Origin of the sequence: Ciceribacter azotifigens (assembly GCF_048159625.1) — a bacterium.
In the GTDB taxonomy this organism is placed as follows: domain Bacteria; phylum Pseudomonadota; class Alphaproteobacteria; order Rhizobiales; family Rhizobiaceae; genus Allorhizobium; species Allorhizobium azotifigens.
Window position 1 is genome coordinate 1 of record NZ_JBLQTA010000026.1, and the last position, 22,292, is coordinate 22,292.

The following is a 22,292-nucleotide window of genomic DNA, read 5'->3' on the forward strand; positions in this document are numbered from 1 at the left end:
ACCTTGCCAAGGTTGGGGTCGGGCGTTCGAATCGCCTCACCCGCTCCAGTTTCTCCAAAAGTTCAAGATTGCGTCCGGATATGAGCAGCGCGCGTTGCGGCTGGTCATTGCCCGTCGTTCGGGTCTTCGGCATTTCGCAAGACACTTGCCGGAGTGCACAGGTGGCGAGCGTTCACCTGCCAGTGCGCTCGATTTTGTCTGGCCTCATGCCTTCGAGAAGACGTACTCTGTTTCCTGCCGCAGGACCTCGCCGGGCCGAAGGACGGCGTTCGGGAAGTTCGAGTGATTGACTGCGTCCGGCCATGTCTGGGTTTCCAGGCAGAACCCGGCGAACGGACCATACCGGGGACCCTCAAGTCCTGCGACGGGAACGTTGAGCTTTGCGCCTGCATAAAATTGGACACCGGGCTCGGTCGTCCGCACTTCCATGGCAACACCGGAGGTGATGCTGCGAGCGATGGCTACGGTGCGCTTTTCGACGCGCGCCGGCGAAAGGCAGAAGTTGTGGTCGTAGAGAACGCGCTCTCCACCCAACTGGCGGTCCATCGGTGACATTGTCCGGAAGTCGAACGGCGTGCCGTTGACCGGACGAATTTCTCCTGTCGGGATCAGTCGGTCATCGACCGGCAGATAGGCGTCGGCGGCGAGCATCAGGTCGTGGCCGAGAGCGTCTTCGCCACCGTCAAGGTTGAAATACGAATGCTGGCAGACGTTGGCGAGCGTCGGACGATCGGTCGCCGATGTGTACACGATGGACAGGACACCGTGCTCCTGAAGGGTATAGATCGCTGTGATCGAGCAATTTCCGGGATAGCCGGCACGACCGTCCGGATCCACGATTGTCAGTTCGACACGATCAGGAGCTAGGTTGATGATTTCCCAGTTGCGCCTGGCGATGCCATCGCTACCGCCGTGGAGGTGCCCGACGCCGTTTTCGTTGCGTTCAAGCTGGTATTCTCTGCCATCCAGCTTGAAACGTCCCCCGGCGATGCGGTTGGCGCATCGTCCGGGCGTAGCGCCGAAATAGGGGGAGTGGAGCGGGTAGTCGTCGAAGGTCTCGAAGCCGAGGACAAGTGGATGGCCATGTCCTTCAAGGCGCAGGTCCTGAATCACCGTACCCCAGGTGATCACCTTCATCGTCAGCCCGCCGCCCTTGAGGGTCACCCTGTAGACCGGCTCGCCCGCCGCCGTCTGCCCAAAGAGTTCGCGTTCCATGGTTACTCCGCTCGAATTGCCGTTCATTTCCGTAACAGCTCACGCTGAGTGATCCTCAGCCCGCCACTGGTCCCGGGGAAGGGGCTGGGCCATAGCCTTCATCAGGCCGATCGGTCGATGCCGATGGCGTTCAGATCATAAGGCGTCGTCTGGTAGATCTCGTTGATCCAGTTTCCGAAAAAGAGATGCGCATGGCTGCGCCAGCGGTTCAACGGCTTCTTCGCCGGATCGTCGTCGGGGAAGTAGTTGTGCGGCACCTTGATCGCCACACCGGCTGCCACGTCCCGATTGTATTCGTCGGCCAAAGACGTCGAGTCGTACTCCACGTGGTTGAACATGTAGAGGCGGTTCGCCGTCTTCTCGTGTACGAGGCAGATACCCATCTCGTCCGATTCCATCAGGATCTCGAGCCCCGGCACCTTCTCGATGTCGGACCGGCGTACCTCAGTCCAACGCGAAACGGGAATCTGAAAATCATCGGAAAAGCCGTTCAGATATACGGAGGACGGATTCAGGATATGGTGGCGGTAGATCCCGAAGGCCTTCTCGCTCAGGAGATACTTCGGCACGCCGTGGAAGTGGTAGATGGCGGCCATCGCACCCCAGCAGACATTCAGCGTCGAATGGACGTTTGTCGTCGTCCAGTCGAGAATCTGCTGCAACTCGTCCCAGTAGGTAACCTCTTCGAAAGGCAAGGTCTCTACCGGCGCGCCGGTAATGATGAAGCCGTCAAACTTGCGATCCCTGACTTCCTCCCACGTCTGGTAGAAGGAAAGCAGATGGTCCTCGGGCGTGTTCTTGGCTTTGTGCCCGCCGATACGAACGAGGGAAAGTTCCACCTGAAGCGGCGAGGCTCCGACCAGCCGCGCCATCTGCACCTCGGTCTTGATCTTGTTCGGCATGAGATTCAGAAGGCCGATCTGCAGGGGGCGTATGTCCTGGCGGATCGCAACCGTTTCGGTCATCACGCGCACACCCTCGTGCACGAGAGTCTCAAAGGCAGGCAACGTATCGGGAATCTTGATCGGCATGTTCGAACTCGACTTTCCTTGCGGCGCAGTCACATCCACGCCTACAAAACTGCCGGCGACCTTGTAGATCGCCATTGGTCCTCGGAAAGTCCTTTGGAGCTCGCCTCGGCCCTTTAGCGATTTGTTTAACGTGGCTGCAAGCCGGCCGGCCAAATCACCACGAGTGAGGTTAAATACGCTCACGCGCCTTTTCGGTCAACGAGAATCCGGAGTGACGACAGCTCGGACGAGCCTTTGCAGCCTGCCTTCCAAGCCGGTGGGGCCACCGATATTCTTTCCTTTTCGTTAGGAGATGCGCTATGGCGGGCGCATGAGGAAAACTACCTTCACCATCCTCCTCGGAGGACACTTGGTACTGACCGAACGACTGACGTCAGCCGTCTCCGGCGGGCGCTTTATTGCGGCCGACGGTGGAATGCGCCATGCGTCGATGCTTGGCATTGTCCCGGAGCTCTGGGTTGGTGATTTCGATTCTTCGTCGGAGGCCCTCGGAGAGGCCTGGCCGGACGTCGACCGGCTCCCATATCCGGCTCAAAAGGCAGAAACCGACGGCGCGATCGCCATAGGTGAGGCGATCCGGCGTGGCGCTGGCCGGCTGGTTCTTGCAGGTGCGCTCGGAGGCGAACGTTCGGATCACGCCCTCATGCACCTCTTGCAGGCATTGCAACTCGCCAAGGAAGGATACGAAACGCTCCTGACCTCGGGCGAGGAGGAGGCCTATCCTCTGCTTCCCGGAAGGGTGACGGTGGATCTGCCGCCCGGTTCGTTGTTTTCCGTTATCGGGCTGTCGCCCCTTGCCGGGCTGTCGATCGAGAACGCGCGGTATCCGCTCCAGGACTTCTCCTTGCCGCTGGGATCGACGCGCACCATCTCGAACGTTGCCGAGGGAGCGATTACCTTGTCGCTCGACGGCGGGGAAGCAATGCTTCTCGCACGTCCCTTTGATTTGACTGGAGCATGAACCGTTGGCGCCGCCGATCCTCAAACTCGACAATATCTTCCTGTCTTTCGGCGGCACGCCGCTGCTTTCCGGAGCTAACCTGCAGGTAGAGCCGGGTGACCGCATCTGCCTTGTCGGTCGCAACGGTTCGGGAAAATCGACGTTGCTGAAAATCGCCGCCGGACTCGTGGAGCCTCAGTCCGGTGAGATTTTCCGGCATCCGAGCGCGACCGTCCGTTATCTCGAGCAGGCGCCCGATTTCGACGGATACGAAACTGTCCAGGCCTACGCCGAAGCCGGACTGGGGCCGGGAGACGATCCCTACCGGGTCGCCTATCTTCTGGAACACCTCGGTCTCAGCGGGCAGGAGGATCCCAGAAGCCTTTCGGGTGGGGAGGCCCGCAGGGCGGCACTGGCGCGTGTTCTGGCACCCGAACCGGATATTCTGCTGCTCGACGAGCCGACCAACCACCTCGACCTGCCGACCATCGAGTGGCTCGAAGGCGAGCTTCAAAAGAGCCGCAGTGCCCTCGTTCTGATCTCGCACGACCGCCGCTTTCTCGAAAAGGTCTCGACTGCGACGGTCTGGCTCGACCGCGGCACCGCGCGTCGTCTCAACCGTGGCTTCGGTGACTTCGAGGAATGGCGCGACAAGGTCCTCGAAGAAGAGGAGATCGAACAGCATAAGCTCGGCAAGGCGATCGAGAGAGAAGAGCATTGGCTCCGCTACGGTGTTACGGCGCGGCGTAAACGCAATATGCGTCGTCTCGGCCAATTGCAGGCGATGCGCGCGGATTATCGTGGACACAGAGGACCGCAGGGGACAGTGCAGGCAAACCTCGCCGACGCGCGCGAATCCGGAAAGCTGGTCATAGAGGCGGAACGGATCACCAAGACGTATGGTGAACGCACTATCGTGGCCCCGTTCTCGATCCGCGTTCACCGCGGTGATTGCATCGGTCTCGTTGGCCCGAACGGTGCCGGCAAGACGACGCTCCTGAAGATCCTGACAGGCCAGCTGAAGCCCGACAGTGGAACCGTGAAGCTCGGGACCAACCTCGAAATTGCGGTGCTTGACCAGAAGCGAGAGGATCTCAATCCCGACGACACGCTCGCTCACTATCTGACCGACGGTCGGGGTGAGAATCTTCTCGTCAACGGCGAGCAGCGGCACGTGACCGGTTACATGAAAGATTTTCTGTTCCAGCCTGAACAGGCGCGCACGCCGATCCGAAACCTGTCAGGCGGCGAGCGGGCGCGGTTGATGCTGGCGCGTATCATGGCAAGGCCGTCAAATCTGCTGATCCTCGACGAGCCGACGAACGACCTCGATATTGAGACGCTTGATCTGTTGCAGGAGATCGTCGCCGGCTATTCCGGTACGGTTATCCTCGTCAGCCACGATCGTGACTTCCTCGATCGCACCGTCACCTCGACGATTGCACCGGCCGACCCAGAACAGCCGGACGGTCGCTGGATCGAGTTTGCTGGCGGCTACTCCGATATGCTGGCGCAAAGAAAAGGCGCCGAGGAGGAGCGTCGCCGTGCTGCAAGGACAGACAAGGGGAAAGTACAGGAAGGCGACACAAAGTCATCCGAGGAGACAGCCCCCAAGAATAAAGCCAAGCTCTCGTACAAGCAGAAATTCGCGCTGGAGAACCTGCCGAAGGAGATCGCAAAGGCCGAAGGAGAGATTGCCGTTCGCGAAGCGAAGATGGCGGATCCCGGCCTGTTCTCGCGGGATGCGGCAACGTTCAACCGACTCGCAATCGAGGTTGAAAAGCTGCGAGGCGACCTCACGCGAATGGAGGAGGAGTGGCTCGAACTGGAGATGCTGCGCGAAGAACTCGAAGGCTGAAGATTAGAGAGCGGGAGGTGTCTGCGGGAGCGCTTCCAGATGCAGCAGTCTTGGAGACATGGTGTCATAGAAGGCGCCGGCTCTGCCGATATAGATAAGTGTGGCTTCCTGCAATTCGCTCATTATCGACGACAGCCGCTCGACGGTTTCGGGCTCTAAGCCTTCAAGGACATCGTTGAAGACGATCCATTTCGGGCGACGCAGCAGCAGATTGGCGAATGCAAGCAGCATCTGCTCGTCCTTTTCGAGCCGGCGGTCCCATCGGGCATGCTCATCGAGGGACTTCGTGAGCTCGTGAAGGCCGACACGTGTCAGCGCCGCAGCGATCTCCTCATCGGAGAATGCCGAAGCCGCGGCCGGAAACAGCAGGGCGTCACGTAGCGGTCCTTCGGGCAGATAGTCCAGTTGCGGAACGAAGAGAATTTCCTGTTCCGGAAGGTCTATCGATCCGCTTCCCCACGGCCAGAGTCCGGCGAGAGCATCGAAGAGCAGCTTCCGATTGATGCCCTGGTCGCCGTTGATCATGACCCTTTCGCCAACGTTGATGACGGGATCCGGTTCGCGCAGGCGAAAGGCGTGTTCGCAGCTGTTGCCGTTCGGCTTTGCGCAGATCGTCACGCTCCGGAAAGCAAGCTGTTCCGCTGTGCCGCGCTCCAGCAGGACTTCGCTTCCCTCGGGGCGGAAATCATCCATGTCGACGAGCGCTGCCCTGAAACTCATTACGCGCAGCAGGGTCGCCTTCCAGTCTGCGATGGAGTCGAAATTATTGACGTACCAGCGCAGCGCCGAGTGGACCTGGTTGAAGGCGGCTGCCGACATCATCAATTCACCGAAGCTCATGGTCCCGGCGAAATAGGCCGGAGACGCGATCAAAGTCGGGACAACGAGCGCGAGCCAGCCGAAGCCGGCGGTAACCCAGGTCAGATTGGTGAGCGCCATTGCGAGCTGACGGATCAGCGCTACAACGTCATCGATCTTGGAATGGATACGCTGGCGCTGGTTCTCCTCGCCGCGTGCAAGTGCGATCGCTTCGAGATTCTCGTTCGTGCGCATCAGCGAGAAGCGCAGGTCTGCTTCGCGGGCATACCGTTCGGCATTGATGCGCGTGAGTCGAAAGCCGACGAGATTGCTGGCCAGTGAGGCGATGCTTGCATAGAAGATTGCTCCCCAAACCATATATCCGGGGATTGAGAAGCTCGTATCGCCGACGTGAAAAACGAAGCCGCTCGACAGTTGCCAAAGCACGCCGATGAAGCTGACGAGCAAGATCGTTGCCTGGACGAGGCCGATCGTCAGCGAGGTGGTCATTTCGGAAAGCTTGCGGGCATCTTCATGCAGCCGCTGGTCCGGGTTGACACCAAGGGGGCTTGAAAGCGAAAGCCGATACGCTCGCCGGTCGGTCAGCCATTGGTCGACAATATCGCGCGACAAACCTTCTCGCATGTAGAGCGCCGCCGTCTGATTGAGCCAGGTCTGCACGACGTTGAGCAACAGAAGGAAGCCGGCGATATATGCAAAGTTCTCCAACTGGACGATGAATTCCGGCAGGTCGCGGCGTTCCAGCGAATTGTAGAAAGGCGCATTCCATCGGTTCAGAAGGATCTGGCCGTAGGCCGTGAGGAGAATGATCGTCAGCAAGGCCGCCGAAACGAGAAGGATCCGATTGCGCACCGGCGACTCCCAGAAGGATGCCGCCGCGATCGCAATCTGCCGCTTGAAGCCGATCTCATAGGTCGGCTCGGCGGCTCCGGATCGTCCTTGTGGCTCTGCATTGGTCATGAGTCAGGCTCTTCCGCACACCAGATGGCCGGATGGTACAGGCCAGGCACTTGCCGATCGGTTGATAAGCTGATTGCTGTGGCATGAAAAAGGCGGAAAGGGCAAGCTTCCGGCAGATTGCCCTCATTGAACGCCGAGACAATCCGGCCGGGCAAGCCATCGTGTGCTTGCGTGACACGAGATGCCGCGCTATTCCTGCCTTGCTCTAACGGGGTGCCAAAAGGCTCTTAACGACCTGATGGCTGAGAGGTGAACACCAACCCGCGGAACCTGATCCGGCTCGAACCGGCGGAGGGATTAGACGCGTAACAGACGCCTTTTCCCGGAAAACAACACGAAGGAGGGCGCCTATGCGAACCATGATATCCGTTCTTTCCGGTCGCGCGCATATAGCTGCGGCGGCAATTGTGATGCTGTCGTCCGTTTCCGCCTCGGCAGCCGACAAGACGTTGACGATTTATACCTACGAGAGCTTCATTTCCGAATGGGGCCCGGGCCCGAAGGTCAAGGAAGCTTTCGAGAAAACCTGCGAATGCCGTGTGGATTTTGTCGGCGTGGCGGATGGCGTTGCTCTGTTGACGCGTCTGAAACTGGAAGGCGATACGAGCAAGGCCGACCTCGTTCTCGGGCTCGACACCAATCTCGTCGCGGAGGCGAAACAGACCGGCTTTTTCGACGTGCATGGGATCGACACCTCGGCAGTCAAGGTTCCCGGCGGCTTCACCGACGACACCTTCGTTCCGTATGATTATGGTCATTTCGCAGTCGTTTACGACACACAGACGTTGAAGATGCCTCCGAAGAGCATGAAGGAACTCGTGGAGGGGGATCCTTCCCAGAAGATCGTGATCGAGGACCCCCGAACGTCGACGCCCGGACTTGGTTTATTGCTCTGGGTGAAATCGATCTATGGCGATGAGGCACCGGCCGCCTGGCAGAAGCTGAGAGGGCGCATCCTGACTGTGACGCCGGGCTGGTCGGAAGCCTACGGCCTGTTCACCAAGGGTGAGGTGCCGATGGTGCTCTCCTACACGACGTCGCCCGCTTACCACATGGTCGCCGAGGAAACCGACCGTTACCAGGCCGCGGCCTTCTCCGAAGGCCATTACATCCAGATCGAAGTCGCCGGCCTGCTCAAGAATGCGCCGCAGAAGGACCTTGCGCGCGAGTTTCTCAAGTTCATGCTGAGCCCAGGGTTCCAGGATACCATTCCGACGAACAACTGGATGATGCCTGCCGCACCGACATCGGAGCCGCTGCCGGAGGCATTCGCAAAGCTGGTCAATCCATCCAAGACGTTCCTGATGTCGCCGGAGGAGGTCGCGGCCAACCGGAAGGCGTGGATCGACGAGTGGCTCGCAGCAATGACGCTCAAGTAACGATATGCTGGGAAGACGGCAGCGTTTGACGGGTTTCCTTGGCGGGGCGTTCAGTCTTGCCGCCATCGGAACGTTTGTCGGTGTCGCCGTCCTGGCGCTGCTCGGCTATCGCGGGGGCAGGGGCTTCACAGTTCTTTTCTCCGATCCACTGCTCCTGTCCGTGCTGCGCTTTACCCTGTTGCAGGCGGCACTCTCGACGGCACTCTCGGTTATGCTGGCGATTCCGATTGCAAGAGCGCTCGCTCGCCAGACGCGTTTTCCCGGACGCATGTGGGTAATCCGGCTCATGGCGGTGCCGATGGGGCTTCCTGTTCTGATCGGCGCTCTTGGGCTGATCGGCATCTGGGGGCGGCAGGGACTGCTCAACGATGGGCTGCTGTTCCTTGGCAAGGCGGAGCCGGTCAGCATTTATGGCCTCGGTGGCATCTTGCTCGCGCACGTCTTCTTCAATCTGCCGCTTGCAGCACGGTTGATGCTTGCCGGACTCGAGCGCTTGCCGTCCGAATATTGGTTGATGAGCGCGACGCTTGGCATGAAGCCACGGGCGATCTTCCGCTTCATCGAATGGCCTGCGCTCCGCCCGCTTATCCCCGGCATCGCCGGCCTCGTCTTCATGCTTTGTGCCACCAGCTTCACGCTTGTGCTCATTCTCGGGGGAGGTCCCGCCGCGACGACTCTCGAAGTGGCGATCTACCAAGCCCTTCGGTTCGATTTCGATCCGGAACGGGCGGTCTCGCTTGCCTTCTTGCAGATCGCCGTTACGGCCCTGGTCCTGGTGGCGATGGCACTTTTTCCTGCTCCGCGGGAATATGGGCAGACTCTTGGACGCGCATCACGACGGTTCGACGGCGAGAGCCTCACGGCGCGTCTTTCAGACGGCGCCGCGCTCGTCGTCGTCGTGTTGTTTCTCGCTCTTCCGCTCGGTTCAGTCGCGGTTTCGGGGCTAAGGGCCGATCTATTCAAGCTTTTGACCGAGGCGGCATTCTTGCGGGCTGCAGCGACAAGCCTGGCAATCGCACTCGGCTCGGCGTTATCGGCACTCTTGCTTGCGCTGGCGACAATCCACGCGCAAACGGTGATCAGTCTTTTGCAGCGTCCTTCGCTGGCCATGAGAGGCATCTCGATATTGCTGTCGGGCGTGTCGTCTCTCGTATTGTTGGTCCCGACGATCGTGCTCGCCACGGGCTGGTTCATGGCTTTGAGATCGACGGGGGATATCGCCAGTTTTGCACCGGTGGTCGTCGTCGGGATCAACGCGTTGATGTCCCTGCCTTTCGTCATGCGGGTCGTGGCGCCCGCACTGGAAATCCATCGCGCCGCAACAGGACGCCTGGTTCTGAGCCTGGGTATCCATGGATTTTCCAAGCTGCGACTAATCGACTGGCCGCTTCTCAAGAAGCCGTTGCTGACAGCCCTTTCCTTCGCCATGGCGCTCTCACTCGGTGATCTGGGGGCGGTGGCCCTTTTCGGTTCGGAGAAAATCACGACATTGCCGTGGTTGATTTACAGTCGTATGGGGCACTACCGCACCAACGACGCCGACGGACTCGCCCTGATTCTCGGTATGATCTGCTTGCTTCTAACCCTCGCCGGAACCACCGGCGTCCAGCCGCGGAAGGACGAGGCCGAGAATGCCGAACGAATCTGATGCCGTTGTCCTCGACAATGTCCAACTCCGGCTCGGAGCGCAGGAGTTTTCGTTCGACTGCAGAATTCCCAAGGGAGCGATTACTGCCGTTGCCGGACCCTCCGGTTCGGGAAAGTCGACCTTGCTTAACCTAATCGCCGGGTTCGAGACACCGACGCGCGGTCGACTGTTGATCGAAGGAGAGGATATGCGTGGCCTCCTGCCGTCTGATCGGCCGGTTTCGCTCGTCTTTCAGGACAACAATCTTTTCGCTCACCTTGATCTGTTCACGAACGTCGGGCTCGGAATCAACCCGGCTCTCCATCTCGGAGCGAGGGAACGGGAGATGGTATCGACGGCATTGAAGCGCGTTGGTCTCGAGGGTTTCGAGCGCCGTCGCCCTTCGACACTTTCAGGGGGCGAGCGTCAGCGTGCCGCTTTTGCAAGAGCGCTCGTGCGGCGCAAACCGGTGCTGCTTCTAGACGAGCCCTTCGCGGCCCTGGATCCGGGATTGCGATCGGCGATGGCGGATCTTCTTGAAGATCTGCATCGCGAAACGCGCAACACGGTGGTGATTATCACCCACGATGCGGACGAGGTGGCGCGCCTTGCGGAGCACGTGCTCTTCGTCGACCGGGGACGAATTTCCTTCGCCGGTCCGGTCAACGTGTTTCTCGAGCGCCGCGATATCGAAGCCGTCAGAGCGTTTCTCGGTGGGTGAGGCTGAGTGTTGCATCTGGGTTCCGTCGCCATAATTTGGACGTGTCCCAGTGGCATTCGCAGCTCGGATGATGCATTTTCCGCGTACATGCCTCGGTATCGTCTTACCGGAGAAGGCTCCTTTTCCTATATGCTGGTTGTGGTTGCCGGTTGAATGATGTTGTTTCGGGCATATCGAAGACACGAAGAACACGCAGCTGGTGATGACAGTGGAGGGCGGCAGTCATTGATGCCGGCCGCTCGTATTGAAGGAAGGTAGCCCGGGCAGAATGCCAGCTCCGACGGACAGACACATGTGGGCGCTTGGTCCCTTTGCGAGTACGCGGGGAGTGCGGGGGGCATTGAATCTGCTCGCAGCAGTTTCGTTGACTGCATTGCTGTCATCGTGCCAGTCGCTGTTCGAACAGGCTTATGTCGCGGATGTCTCCCCTTCGAACACCCCACAGATCGTTGAAGAGGTTCAAAAGGGTGATCCGCGGGCCCAAATGGGCGCGCGCGAACATCCACGGATCGTCGCAAGCTATGGCGGCGAGTATCACGACGAGAAGACGGAGAAACTGGTCGCGCGTATTGCGGGCGCGCTGACTGCTGTTTCGGAGAACCCGAACCAGTCCTACCGGATCACGATCCTCAACTCGCCGGCAATCAACGCCTTTGCACTGCCCGGTGGATATCTTTACGTGACGCGTGGCCTGCTTGCGCTTGCGAACGACGCATCGGAGGTCGCAGCCGTTCTCTCGCACGAGATGGCACATGTCACCGCCAATCACGGGATCGAGCGCCAGCGCCGTGAAGAGGCGGAGGTCATCGCCAGCCGCGTGGTAGCGGAGGTTCTTTCGAGTGACCTTGCCGGGAAGCAGGCCTTGGCGCGCGGAAAGCTCCGCCTAGCGGCGTTTTCGCGCCAGCAGGAGTTGCAGGCGGATGTCATCGGCGTGCGAACATTGGGCGAGGCCGGGTATGATCCCTATGCTGCCGCGCGTTTCCTCGATTCGATGGCGGCCTACAGTCACTTCACCTCGGTCGACCCCTATTCGGACCAGAGCCTCGACTTTTTGTCGAGCCACCCAAATGCCCCGCAGCGCGTGGAGTTGGCCCGCCGTCATGCGCGCGCCTTCGGGCCCGAGGGAACACACGGCGAGACGGGGCGTGACTATTACCTACAGGGAATCGACGGCCTGCTCTATGGCGACAGCCCGCAGGAGGGCTATGTCCGCGGGCAGACGTTCCTGCACGCAGGGCTCGGCATCCGCTTCGACGTTCCGGATGGCTTTCAGATCGACAACAAGGTCGAAGCGGTATTGGCAACAGGCCCGGGCGACGTCGCAATCCGCTTCGACGGGATCGCCGACAGCGATCACCGCAGCCTTTCCAACTACATTTCGAGCGGGTGGGTCACAGGACTTCTTCCCGAGACAATTCAGGCGATTACCGTAAATGGCATCGAAGCGGCTACTGCCAGGGCCTCCGCAGAACGGTGGGATTTCGACGTCACTGTCATCCGGATCGGTCCGCAGATCTTTCGCTTTCTGACCGCGGTGCCGAAAGGCAGCCCGAACCTGGAGCCGACGGCGAACAAACTACGGTCGAGCTTCCGTCGGATTACCCGACAGGAGGCCGCGTCGCTGAAGCCGCTGCGTGTTCGGGTCATTACTGTTGGCCAAGGCGATACGATCGGCTCACTTGCGGCGCGAATGATGGGTACAGAACGGAAGCTCGAATTGTTCAAGTTGATCAACGCACTCAATACGGGGGCGACGCTCGCGCCCGGAAGCCGGGTTAAGATCATCTCGGAGTGACGTGCGGCCGAGCCGCGACTTGTCATGTGGCAAGTTCGCGAAGCTCGCCGGTGGTGGGGCCACAACTGCTCAGGGCCGTCTTCAGCTTTTCCATTGCGCGAGTTTCGATCTGGCGCACCCTTTCCTTGGAAATGCCGAGTTCGACGCCGAGCTCTTCGAGCGTTGCACCATCTTCAGAGAGGCGGCGTGCCCGAATGATCCGGGTTTCACGATCGTTCAGTCGCTCCATGGCGCATTTGAGCCATTTCGACCAGCGTTCGCCGTCGATCTTGCCGCGCGCTTGCTCGTCGGGCGGGAGTTCCTCGCTCTCCAGCATTTCGAGCTGTTCGATGCCCTGTCCATTCTTGCCCATGATAGGCGTCTGCAGGGAGGCGTCGTTCCCGGCCAGACGGGCGTCCATCGACTGGACATCAGCCACGCTGACGCCAAGCGTGGCGGCGATCTGCTGATGAATGGCTTGATCGGTCAGGTGGCTGTCAGTCTGGGCCAGCTTCGCACGAAGCCTGCGGAGATTGAAGAACAGCGCTTTCTGGGATGAACTCGTTCCGCCTCTGACAATCGACCAGTTGCGGAGAATGTAGTCTTGCATCGAGGCGCGGATCCACCATCCCGCATAGGTGGAGAAGCGGACCTCCCGCGCCGGATCAAACCGTGCGGCTGCTTCGAGGAGGCCTATATAGCCTTCCTGGATCAAATCATTAAGCGGAAGGCCGAAGCCGCGGAATTTCGTCGCCATGGCAATGACCAGGCGCATATGCGCATAGGCGATTCGATTACGTGCATCCCGGTCCTGGCCATTTTTCCATCTTTTGGCGAGATCAATCTCCTCCTCGCGTTCCAGATAGGGCTGAGCCATAGCAAAACGGATAATGTGTCTGTCAACGGACATGGCGTTCATTTGCGTCTCCAAAACTGGATGGCCATGCGGGGCACGAGCACTGACGGCCTTTGATGAACGGGTAAGCAGAGCCCGGGTTCCATGGGTCGAGAAAACTTTCTCGACCTCAATCCGAGGAGAATCAGTTGAAGCGGAGCATCACGTGCCCATTTTACGGGTTCGTCACCGTATCGGTGCATCCCGTTGAGCAAAAATCGCTCTTCTCACGCACTTGTGAAAGTAGGCGAAGAGCGGGGCCCTCAGTGTGCTCGTCGTGAGCGAAAATTCGGCCAGATGTTGTGTGGAAGAGCAAGGCGTGGCATCGGCAGCCCGTTCGAACCGGGCTTGAAGACGATGCCGTAGCGTGAAAACGCGATGGCGATCAACAGCGAGAACCAGGCGCCGAACGCCAATCCAGCGGTTACATCGCTCGGATAGTGAGCTCCTACCATGACTCGCGTCATTCCGAGCCAGACGGCGAGCATGGCAAGAACGGCACGGTAGCGTGGAAGGAGCAGCGCGAGAGCCATGAATAGCGCGCCGATGGTGGTTGCGTGACCCGACGGGAAGCTCTCGAAGCGGGCACTTCCGGCAAAGGGGGAAAAGCCGAATACACCCCACTCTTCAAACTGGATCGGCCGGGCGCGGCCGATCGCGCGCTTGATCAGATTCGCCGAGAGGCCGGAAAGGGCGACGGTTGCGAAGACATAAAGGGCAATCTGGCTTGTATAGAGCGCCTGAAAACGCCCTCTGGCGTTTCCGATTCTGCTGGCTGCCATGAACGTCGCGAAGAAGATGAAGGCGGACCCGAAAAGTATCCACCCGGATTTGCCGATGTCGGTGACGGCGCGACTGGCCGAACGTACCGCGCTCGGTACGTTTCCGGCCGTCGCCGCCGCGGGCATATCGAAGACTAGAAACGCAAGCACGACGAGGTTGGCACTGACGAATAGAAAAATCTGCCAGTAGGACGAAGAAGCAGGAAGCGTATTCCTTTCCCGGCGGGCTTTCAGCCAAACCGCGATTGCGCCTGCGTTTCTCTTCTCAACGGTTCTAACCTGGCGGCTCTTTGCCACACTCCGTCCTCGAGCCTTATGGCCTCTTGCACTGCCGGGTTGCGTACTAGCGCCCGGTAAAGTCTACCATGCGACCAGAAGGCCCGCACAACTTGCCGCGCGGGCCCGGTTGTTAGGTTCTTACGCGGAAAGCGTCTTGAACTCGGCGAGAATGGTGTCGCCCATCTCCGAGGTCCCGACCTGCCGGCAACCTTCTGCCATGATGTCGCCTGTCCGGATGCCTTTTTCAAGGACATTCGCGATCGCTCTTTCAAGGGTGTCGGCTTCCTTGATCATGTTGAACGAGTAGCGAAGGCACATCGCGAACGACGCGATCATCGCGATCGGGTTTGCAACACCCTTTCCGGCGATGTCGGGCGCGGAGCCGTGAACCGGCTCGTAAAGGGCCTTGCGCTTGCCGGTTTTCGCATCAGGGGCACCGAGCGATGCCGAGGGTAGCATGCCGAGGGAACCGGTCAGCATGGCCGCGACATCGGAGAGCATGTCACCGAAGAGGTTATCCGTGACAATGACGTCGAACTGCTTCGGGTTGCGCACCAGCTGCATGCCGCCGGCGTCGGCCAGCATATGCTCGAGCTTGACGTCCGGGTACTTCGCCTTGTGAACTTCGGTAACGACCTGATTCCAGAGCACGCCCGACTTCATGACGTTCCGCTTTTCCATCGAGCAGACGGCATTCTTGCGGGTGCGGGCAAGCTCGAAAGCGACGGATGCAATACGCTCGATCTCGTAGGTGTCGTAAACCTGTGTGTCGATTGCGCGTTTCTGACCGTTGCCGAGGTCGGTGATCGTCTTCGGTTCGCCGAAATATACGCCGCCTGTGAGCTCGCGCACGATCAGGATATCGAGTCCTTCGACCAGTTCAGGCTTCAGCGACGACGCCGAGGCGAGTGCCGGATAGCAGATCGCCGGACGAAGATTGGCGAAGAGTTCCAGATCCTTGCGAAGGCGAAGAAGGCCGGCTTCCGGGCGGACGTCGTAGGGAACGGCGTCCCACTTCGGGCCGCCGACGGCGCCGAAGAGTACGGCGTCTGCAGACATGGCCTTGGTCATGTCACCTTCGGAGATCGCAACGCCGTGTGCGTCGTAGGCGCATCCGCCGACAAGTCCCTCGTCGGTCTCGAACCCGGCCTTCATCTCACTGTTCATGTAGGCGATGATCTTGCGGACCTCGGCCATGGCCTCGGGGCCGATGCCGTCACCAGGGAGAAGGAAAAGCTTGCGCACTGTCATGGGAAACCCCTGCTTCAAATAAGTTGCGGCGTTTTATCGACAGCAGACCGCCATTTCAAGCGCGGCAAGACCACAAGTGGTACGCCTTGGACCAAAAGCGATGAAGGCGACCGTAAGGCCGCCTTCATCGAAATTCTTGAGAGAGCTTATGCCCAGGGATGAGCAACAGCGTTTGTCTTTTCGAAATTCGCTATGCTCACCGCCTTCTCGAGAGTCAGGCCGATGTCATCGAGCCCATTCAGCAGGCAATGACGCTTGAAGGGATCAATGTCGAACTTGATCGTTCCGCCGTCGGGGCCGGTGATTTCCTGGGCTTCCAGGTCAACGGTCAGAACGGCGTTGGAACCGCGGCCGGCATCGTCCATCAGCTTCTCAAGGTTTTCGGGGCTGACGACGATCGGCAGGATGCCGTTCTTGAAGCAGTTGTTGTAGAAGATGTCGGCGAACGACGTAGAGATTACGCAGCGTATGCCGAAATCGAGCAGGGCCCAGGGCGCGTGCTCGCGAGATGAACCGCAGCCGAAGTTGTCTCCGGCGACCAGGATCTGCGCGTTGCGATAGGCGGGCTTGTTGAGGACGAAGTCCGCGTTCTCGGAGCCGTCTTCTTTGTAACGGGCTTCCGCGAAAAGTCCTTTGCCGAGACCAGTGCGCTTGATTGTCTTCAGATAATCCTTCGGGATGATCATGTCGGTGTCGATATTGACGACCGGAAGCGGTGCGGCGACGCCGGTGAGCTTAACGAACTTTTCCATCATTCCTGCCTGTGATCTTCAACGTTCCTGCGGGTTTCCTGCCAATAGAGGAAAACCGAGAGAAATTGAAGGAGAATCTCACGTCTATAGCCTACGCCGTCATCATCGCTGATGATTGCGTCTGGCCGAGACGGTATATACGGGTCAGCGGATCAGAGATCGATGATGGTGCCGCGTCCGTCATTCCACACATGCATCTCGCGGCTTTTGGCCTTGGCGTGGAGGGGGGCCGGTTTCGCTCGCATCGAAAGCACGCGCACGGCGAGAGAAACGGTCAGGATCGCCCCGGCGACGAGCGTAAGGGAAATCGTGAAGACGGCAGCAGCCGCGAAGACGCAAATACCGGCGAGAGCGAGGCCAATGGTGCGAAGGTTTTGCATGGTCGAAGTCCTTTCTCGAGTAAGGTGGTCCTTTCATCCCCGAATTGCAAGGTTTCCTGACGTTCGATCGTCTTGCATGCTCCGACAAAGCTTGGCACAAGTGCGTCCATGAGCTTTTCATCCTCTGCCAGTCTTTCGGTCCGGTTGCGCCGTTCCGTTTTGAGCGTTCCTGCCGTCAATCCGCGAGCAATCGCCAAGGTTCCGGATCTCGATTGCGACGTCGTGATCTTCGACCTCGAAGACTCGGTCGCTCCGGAGAGGAAAGGGGAAGCGCGAGAGAATCTCCGGCGCTTCTTTGTCGAGATGTCGACTTTGCACGACAAGGAATGCGTCATCCGGATCAACGGTCACGATACCGGATTCGCCGAGGACGATATGGCGACGGTCCTCGCTTGCCGTCCCGACGCCGTGTTGCTGCCGAAGGTTGACGGCCCACAGGACGTGGAACGGGTAGCCGATCTATTGGCCGAGGCCGACGCGCCGGAGGGCTTGCGCATATGGGCCATGATGGAAACGCCTCTCGGTGTACTCAATGCAGCCGCGATTGCGCGAATGGGCCGAACCGAAGGGGCGCGGCTTGACTGTCTGGTGGTCGGCCTCAACGATCTGCGCAAGGCGACGGGTGTGCCGGCTGGGTCCGGTCGGGCTTTTCTTGTGCCTTGGCTGATGCAGGTGGTTCTGGCGGCGCGGGCCTTCGGACTGGACGTAATCGACAGCGTCAGCAATGATTTCAGCGATATTGCCGCGTTCGAAGCCGAGTGCCGGCAGGGGCGTTCCATGGGTTTCGACGGAAAAATGTTGATCCACCCCGCACAGATTGGTCCGGCGAACCGGCATTTCGGTCCGAGTGCGGAAGAGATTGCGGAGGCGCAGGCAATTGCCGAGGTTTTCGCCACTCCGGCGGCGGCCGAACTCAACGTCGTCAACAGCAACGGCCGGATGATCGAACGGCTGCATCTCGATCAGGCCGAGCGGCTGTTGGCCAAGGCAAGGATTATCCAGGACAGGAAAGGCAATTCGGCATGAAACTTTATCGATTCCTCACGGGACCGGATGACGCATCGTTTTGCCACCGGGTGACCGATGCATTGAACAAGGGCTGGGAGCTGCATGGTGCACCGAGCCTCTCTTTCAATACCGCTACGAACCAGATGTACTGCGGACAGGCGGTGGTGAAGACGGTGCATGGCAAGGATTACGATCCGAGCATGAAGCTCGGCGAGCAATAAAGAAAAGGCCCCGCGATCGGGGCCTTTTCTTTGAAGACTGGACTTTCGTCAGCCGTTGGCGGCAGCGTCTTCGGCGCTTTCCTCGATGCGGGCCATGTCGTCGTCACTCAGGCCGAAGTGATGTCCGATCTCGTGGATCAACACATGGGTGATGATGTCGCCCAAGGTTTCGTCGTTTTCCGCCCAATAGTCGAGAATCGGACGGCGGTAGAGCATGATGCGGTTCGGCATCTCGCCGGTTTCCATGGTGAAACGCTCGGAAATGCCGCGGCCTTCGAAGAGGCCGAGCAGATCGAAAGGAGTTTCGAGCGCCATATCCTCGAAGACTTCGTCGGTCGGAAAGTCGGCGATCTCGATAATCAGGTTGTCGGTGAGTGCACGGAATTCTTCCGGCAGATGGCTATAGGCTTCGATCGCCAGTGATTCAAACGTGCTGATCGTCGGTGCGTGGCGTTCACGCCAATCTTCGGTCTGATCCATCCGGGCCATCGGAACTCCTTGTCTGCCCAGTCATATAGGACCTTTGCCGGCACTTTTCGAGGGAAAATCCGGACAAGGAATAAATTCTTATGAAATGCGGTTGACTCTTTACTGAAGCTCTGGAATCCATAGAAACATATAGAGAACAAAACGGAGTTGGACGTCATGGCTGGGAAGGCTGTGGCGCGGGAGACGCTCTTTGCCCTGCGTCAGACCATCGCTCACATCGAGGGACGAACTGTAGTCGATCCGGATGCCGCGCGCAGGGAAACAGAGACGCCCGGACTTGCAGTGCGAACCTCCGGGAGAGGTGGCATGAAGATATTGCCGTTCGGTCTTCAGGCAATGGATGAACCCATGGAAGGCGGACTTCCCCTTGATGCCGTGACCGAAATTCGCAGCGATCGGCTGGGAAATGCCGGAGCGGCAAGCGGTTTCATGCTGGCGCTTTCCGCTCGTCTTCTGGTGCATTCCTCTTCCGGCGCAGGGCCGGCCCGCATTCTCTGGATTGGTGATGAGACCGTGGCCAGGGAGGTGGGGCTGCCCCATGCTGCCGGTCTTCAGGATTACGGACTTGATCCGCGGCATCTCCTGTATGCCAGACCAAGGCGGATCGAAGATGGGCTCTGGCTTGCGGAGGCAGGTCTTGCAAGTGGCGTCTTCTGTGCCGTCATTTTGGAAGTTTGCGGCAATCCTCGTCGTTTCGGCCTGACGGAAAGCCGCCGCCTCAGTCTCAAGGCGCGTTCCACTGGCCGGCCCTTGCTGTTGTTACGGCAGGGAGGGGAAGAAGAGGCCGGCAGTGCCGTCTTTCGCGTTCGCATCCGCCCGTCATCGGCGCAATCCCGTCGTCTTACCGATGGTTCCGTACTCGGCGGCAGCATAGCCAACCCCGTTTTCCAGGTCACTTTGGAAAAGAGCCGGCTTCCGGCACCTGTCGATATCCATCTGGAGTGGAACCCCTATGACTGTCTGTTTTCCCTCACCACCCTCCTCCCTGTTTCAGCAGGCAACAAACAGACGAATTCTGGCGCTGTTCTTTCCCCATCTGCCGACGGACAGAATCGCACGTCGCTACTGGGGAGGGGCGTGGCGTTCGACAGGGCGTCCTGATCATCCACCTCTCGTTTGCACAGGGCGGATGAAAAATGCCATGCGACTGACGGCTGTCGACGAGATTGGCGCCGCCATCGGGCTGAAACCCGGTCAGGGTCTGGCGGAAGCGCGGGCGATTTGTCCTGCTCTTGATGCCGTTATCGCAGATGAGGCCGCTGAGCGCCGATTTCTGGAAGGAATTGCCGACTGGTGTGATCGCTATACGCCGCTGGTCGCCATCGAGGGCGGGGACGGCCTTTTTCTCGACATTACCGGCTGTTCCCATCTCTTGGGCGGCGAAGAATTGTTGCTTGGAGATATTCTAAAGCGCCTGTTCGAGATGGGGCTTGATGCTCGCGGAGCGATTTCCTCCACGCCCGGGTTGTCCTGGGCAATGGCGCGCTTTGGCGGCAATGGCACTGTCGCCGAAGGGCACGCCAAATCTGTCCCGGCCTCCTTTCCGGTGGCCGCATGCCGGTTGCCGGAGGAGACGGTACTGGCGCTTCGAAAGACGGGGCTCAAGCGGGTCGGGGATCTGCTTGCGGCTCCACGGGCACCGCTTGCTCGCCGGTTCGGTCCCTTGCCATTGCTGCGGCTTGACCAGATGCTCGGCCGGGAGGATGAGCCGATCTCGCCGCGCCGTCCAGTTGCGGATCTCTCCGTCGAGCGGCGTCTTGCCGAGCCCCTTCAGTGTGAGGAAGCCATCCTTCAACTCGTCCAACGGATGGCTGTAACGCTGAAATCGGAACTCGAGGCACGTTGTCAGGGTGGTCGCCGCTTCGAATTGCTTCTTTTCAGGGTCGATGGAAGGGTCTTCCGAATTGGTGTGGGCAGTTCCGTCCCTCTGCGCGATCCGACAGGCATTTCCTGCCTCTTTTCCGAGCGCCTTGTCGCCCTGCATGACGATCTGGATGCAGGTTATGGTTTCGAGATCCTGCGGCTCAATGTGCTGCAGGCAGAGACGCTCCACCGCTTGCAGTCGGATTTTGTCGGTAGTGCTCCAGTCGAAACCGCATTGGCAACTTTTGTCGATCAGGCGGTCGCCCGTTTTGGTCCGAATTGTCTCGTGTGGCCTGTCTTGCAGGAAAGCCATGTGCCGGAACGAGCATCGCTTCTTCTGCCGGTCACCGATCTCAAGGGGATCGTCTCCCCGGACATTGAGCAGAAGAAGGCTGGGACGGACTGGCCTGTCAAGGCGAGGCGGCCGATCCGTCTTCTGAAGGTTCCGGAAATCATAGAGGCGACGGCCGAGGCTCCGGAAGGGCCTCCCATGAGTTTCCGTTGGCGGCGATGTCTTCATCGGGTCCGGCGTGCCGAAAGTCCGGAGAAACTCGCCATGGAATGGTGGATCGATGGTGAAGAGGCTCCCGCCCGGAACTATTTCCAGGTCGAGGACGACGAGGGTCATCGCTACTGGTTGTTTCGTGAGGGGGCCTATGTCTCGAATGCCGAGATGCCACGCTGGTTCATGCACGGAGTTTTTGCATGACGGCCGCACCCGCCTTTTTCGAGATCGGAACGCGAACGAATTTTTCCTTTCTGGAAGGAGCGTCTCATCCGGAGGAACTCGTCGAGGCGGCCAGCCAGCTATGCCTTCCAGGCCTCGGTGTTGCGGATCGAAACACCGTTGCCGGGGTGGTGCGCGTGCATGCCCAAGCCAAGGAAATGGGATTCCGGTTCCAGCCGGGGGCACGGCTAGTCTTCGCCGACGGCACGCCGGATATCCTTGCCTATCCGCAGAATCGCCGCGGATGGGGAAATCTCTGTCGGCTCCTCAGTGCCGGTAATCTCAAGGGAGAAAAAGGCGTCTGCATTCTCCATGAGGAGGATCTGATCGAATGGGGGGAGGATTTGCTCATTGCGGTGGTGTCGAAGACGGAACATGCCATGGACGACAGGGATTTGCCTGGGTTGCTTCGGCGCTTGGTCTCCCGGTTCGGCAATCGGGCATACCTGGCGCTTGTTCCGCGTTATGACGGTCTCGATCGAGTTACCTTTGCCACACTTGCGTCTATGGCCGAGACTGCGGGACTTGCTCTGATCGCCAGTAACGAGCCGCTTTATCACGAGGCGGCACGTCGTCCGCTCGCTGATATCGTCACCGCTATCCGTACCCATGTCCCCATCGCCGAAGCCGGTTTCCGTCTGGCCGCGAATGCGGAACGCCATCTGAAGACCGGGGCGGACATGGCCCAGCTCTTCAGGCATTATCCACAGGCGATCGCCAACACGCAGCAGTTCTTTAGCCGGCTCTCTTTTTCTCTGGACGAGTTGCGTTACCAGTATCCGGATGAGAGCCTTGCCGGTGAAACACCGTCTGAGACGCACGAGAGATTGGCTCGCTCCGGTGCGGCAAGGCGTTACCCCGAAGGGGTGCCCGAAAAGATATCAACGCAGATCGACTATGAACTCGCCCTCATTCGCGAGAAGCAGTACGAGCCCTATTTTCTGACGGTGCGCAATATCATCGAGTTTGCCCGGAGTGAGGGCATTCTCTGCCAGGGACGAGGTTCGGCGGCCAATTCCGTCGTCTGCTACTGTCTCGGTATTACCGAAGTCGATCCGAAGGAGACAACGCTGCTTTTCGAGCGGTTCATCTCGACGGAACGCGACGAACCACCGGATATCGACGTCGATTTCGAGCATGAGAAGCGGGAAATCGTCATCCAGCATATCTATGAGCGTTACGGGCGCGAGCATGCCGGATTGGCAGCGGCGGTGAGTTGCTATCGGGCGCGCTCGGCAGGCCGTGAGGTCGCCAAAGCCTTCGGACTGTCGGAAGATGTGTTGGTGTGGACGGCTCTGAGACCTCGGAGATCCGTGGCATG

20 protein-coding genes and 2 riboswitches are annotated in these 22,292 nt (G+C 59.5%); of the genes, 11 read left to right on the forward strand and 9 right to left on the reverse strand.

What is annotated here, in order from left to right; all coding sequences use genetic code 11:
- Positions 1 to 204: 204 nt before the first annotated feature.
- Both ACM6UT_RS22215 and metA read right to left on the reverse strand, forming a co-directional pair.
- Positions 205 to 1,215: an aldose epimerase family protein gene (locus ACM6UT_RS22215; RefSeq protein ID WP_416799486.1), complete on the reverse strand. Its 1,011-nt coding sequence runs from the start codon at positions 1,213 to 1,215 to the stop codon at positions 205 to 207.
- 101 nt (positions 1,216 to 1,316) lie between these two features.
- On the reverse strand, positions 1,317 to 2,246 hold the full coding sequence (gene metA, locus ACM6UT_RS22220) for a homoserine O-acetyltransferase MetA (RefSeq protein ID WP_416799501.1): 930 nt from the start codon (positions 2,244 to 2,246) through the stop codon (positions 1,317 to 1,319).
- A 93-nt stretch (positions 2,247 to 2,339) separates the two neighbouring features.
- Positions 2,340 to 2,417: riboswitch (SAM riboswitch) on the reverse strand.
- Between the two features lie 139 nt (positions 2,418 to 2,556).
- On the opposite strand from metA, the gene ACM6UT_RS22225 reads away from it, so the two are divergent.
- Together ACM6UT_RS22225 and ACM6UT_RS22230 are read left to right on the forward strand one after the other, a co-directional pair.
- On the forward strand, positions 2,557 to 3,207 hold the full coding sequence (locus ACM6UT_RS22225; protein WP_416799487.1) for a thiamine diphosphokinase: 651 nt from the start codon (positions 2,557 to 2,559) through the stop codon (positions 3,205 to 3,207).
- A gap of 4 nt (positions 3,208 to 3,211) precedes the next feature.
- Positions 3,212 to 5,044 (forward strand): ABC-F family ATP-binding cassette domain-containing protein, encoded by a 1,833-nt coding sequence (locus ACM6UT_RS22230; protein ID WP_416799488.1) that lies wholly within the window; start codon positions 3,212 to 3,214, stop codon positions 5,042 to 5,044.
- Between the two features lie 3 nt (positions 5,045 to 5,047).
- Here the strand turns inward: ACM6UT_RS22230 and ACM6UT_RS22235 are convergent, their stop codons facing one another.
- Entirely contained in the window at positions 5,048 to 6,823 is a 1,776-nt protein-coding gene (locus ACM6UT_RS22235) for an ABC transporter ATP-binding protein/permease (protein ID WP_416799489.1), read from the reverse strand.
- 199 nt (positions 6,824 to 7,022) lie between these two features.
- Positions 7,023 to 7,137: riboswitch (TPP riboswitch) on the forward strand.
- A 96-nt stretch (positions 7,138 to 7,233) separates the two neighbouring features.
- Here ACM6UT_RS22235 and thiB point away from each other — a divergent pair.
- From thiB to ACM6UT_RS22255, 4 genes are all read left to right on the forward strand, one after another.
- Complete coding sequence (gene thiB, locus ACM6UT_RS22240; protein ID WP_416799502.1) at positions 7,234 to 8,202, forward strand: thiamine ABC transporter substrate binding subunit; 969 nt, start codon at positions 7,234 to 7,236, stop codon at positions 8,200 to 8,202.
- Positions 8,203 to 8,206: 4 nt separating this feature from the next.
- Positions 8,207 to 9,850, forward strand: coding sequence for a thiamine/thiamine pyrophosphate ABC transporter permease ThiP (gene thiP / locus ACM6UT_RS22245; RefSeq protein WP_416799490.1), 1,644 nt, complete (start codon positions 8,207 to 8,209; stop codon positions 9,848 to 9,850).
- A complete protein-coding gene (locus ACM6UT_RS22250; RefSeq protein WP_416799491.1) occupies positions 9,834 to 10,550 on the forward strand; it encodes a thiamine ABC transporter ATP-binding protein in 717 nt (238 codons plus the stop codon). Before thiP ends, ACM6UT_RS22250 begins: the two co-directional genes overlap by 17 nt.
- Before the next feature lie 292 nt (positions 10,551 to 10,842).
- Positions 10,843 to 12,345: a M48 family metalloprotease gene (locus ACM6UT_RS22255; RefSeq protein WP_416799492.1), complete on the forward strand. Its 1,503-nt coding sequence runs from the start codon at positions 10,843 to 10,845 to the stop codon at positions 12,343 to 12,345.
- A 22-nt stretch (positions 12,346 to 12,367) separates the two neighbouring features.
- On the opposite strand, the gene ACM6UT_RS22260 is transcribed toward ACM6UT_RS22255, so the two are convergent.
- The 5 genes from ACM6UT_RS22260 to ACM6UT_RS22280 all read right to left on the reverse strand — a co-directional run bounded on the left by ACM6UT_RS22260 (position 12,368) and on the right by ACM6UT_RS22280 (position 16,663).
- Positions 12,368 to 13,243 carry an RNA polymerase factor sigma-32 gene (locus tag ACM6UT_RS22260; protein WP_416799493.1) on the reverse strand — a complete coding sequence of 292 codons (876 nt, stop codon included), beginning with the start codon at positions 13,241 to 13,243 and terminating at the stop codon, positions 12,368 to 12,370.
- A gap of 239 nt (positions 13,244 to 13,482) precedes the next feature.
- Complete coding sequence (locus ACM6UT_RS22265; protein ID WP_416799494.1) at positions 13,483 to 14,001, reverse strand: phosphatase PAP2 family protein; 519 nt, start codon at positions 13,999 to 14,001, stop codon at positions 13,483 to 13,485.
- A gap of 417 nt (positions 14,002 to 14,418) precedes the next feature.
- Positions 14,419 to 15,531, reverse strand: a complete 1,113-nt coding sequence (leuB, locus tag ACM6UT_RS22270) for a 3-isopropylmalate dehydrogenase (protein ID WP_416799495.1) — start codon at positions 15,529 to 15,531, stop codon at positions 14,419 to 14,421.
- 146 nt (positions 15,532 to 15,677) lie between these two features.
- Complete coding sequence (gene leuD, locus ACM6UT_RS22275) at positions 15,678 to 16,283, reverse strand: 3-isopropylmalate dehydratase small subunit (RefSeq protein ID WP_416799496.1); 606 nt, start codon at positions 16,281 to 16,283, stop codon at positions 15,678 to 15,680.
- Between the two features lie 152 nt (positions 16,284 to 16,435).
- Complete coding sequence (locus ACM6UT_RS22280) at positions 16,436 to 16,663, reverse strand: hypothetical protein (protein ID WP_416799497.1); 228 nt, start codon at positions 16,661 to 16,663, stop codon at positions 16,436 to 16,438.
- Positions 16,664 to 16,771: 108 nt separating this feature from the next.
- Here ACM6UT_RS22280 and ACM6UT_RS22285 point away from each other — a divergent pair, with 108 nt between their 5' ends.
- Together ACM6UT_RS22285 and ACM6UT_RS22290 are read left to right on the forward strand one after the other, a co-directional pair.
- Positions 16,772 to 17,689 carry an HpcH/HpaI aldolase/citrate lyase family protein gene (locus ACM6UT_RS22285; protein ID WP_416799498.1) on the forward strand — a complete coding sequence of 306 codons (918 nt, stop codon included), beginning with the start codon at positions 16,772 to 16,774 and terminating at the stop codon, positions 17,687 to 17,689.
- A complete protein-coding gene (locus ACM6UT_RS22290; RefSeq protein WP_112690652.1) occupies positions 17,686 to 17,892 on the forward strand; it encodes a DUF1737 domain-containing protein in 207 nt (68 codons plus the stop codon). The genes ACM6UT_RS22285 and ACM6UT_RS22290 overlap by 4 nt, the downstream gene beginning before the upstream one ends.
- Positions 17,893 to 17,940: 48 nt before the next feature.
- Here ACM6UT_RS22290 and ACM6UT_RS22295 read toward each other — a convergent pair whose 3' ends face one another.
- Entirely contained in the window at positions 17,941 to 18,381 is a 441-nt protein-coding gene (locus ACM6UT_RS22295) for a metallopeptidase family protein (RefSeq protein WP_129334009.1), read from the reverse strand.
- A gap of 156 nt (positions 18,382 to 18,537) precedes the next feature.
- Here ACM6UT_RS22295 and ACM6UT_RS22300 point away from each other — a divergent pair, with 156 nt between their 5' ends.
- The 3 genes from ACM6UT_RS22300 to ACM6UT_RS22310 form a co-directional block, all read left to right on the forward strand.
- Positions 18,538 to 19,482 carry an ImuA family protein gene (locus ACM6UT_RS22300; protein ID WP_416799499.1) on the forward strand — a complete coding sequence of 315 codons (945 nt, stop codon included), beginning with the start codon at positions 18,538 to 18,540 and terminating at the stop codon, positions 19,480 to 19,482.
- Complete coding sequence (locus ACM6UT_RS22305; protein WP_416799503.1) at positions 19,433 to 20,953, forward strand: Y-family DNA polymerase; 1,521 nt, start codon at positions 19,433 to 19,435, stop codon at positions 20,951 to 20,953. The genes ACM6UT_RS22300 and ACM6UT_RS22305 overlap by 50 nt, the downstream gene beginning before the upstream one ends.
- Positions 20,950 to 22,292: PHP domain-containing protein (locus tag ACM6UT_RS22310; protein ID WP_416799500.1), on the forward strand; the 1,343-nt coding region annotated here is incomplete at its 3' end. The genes ACM6UT_RS22305 and ACM6UT_RS22310, both read left to right, overlap by 4 nt.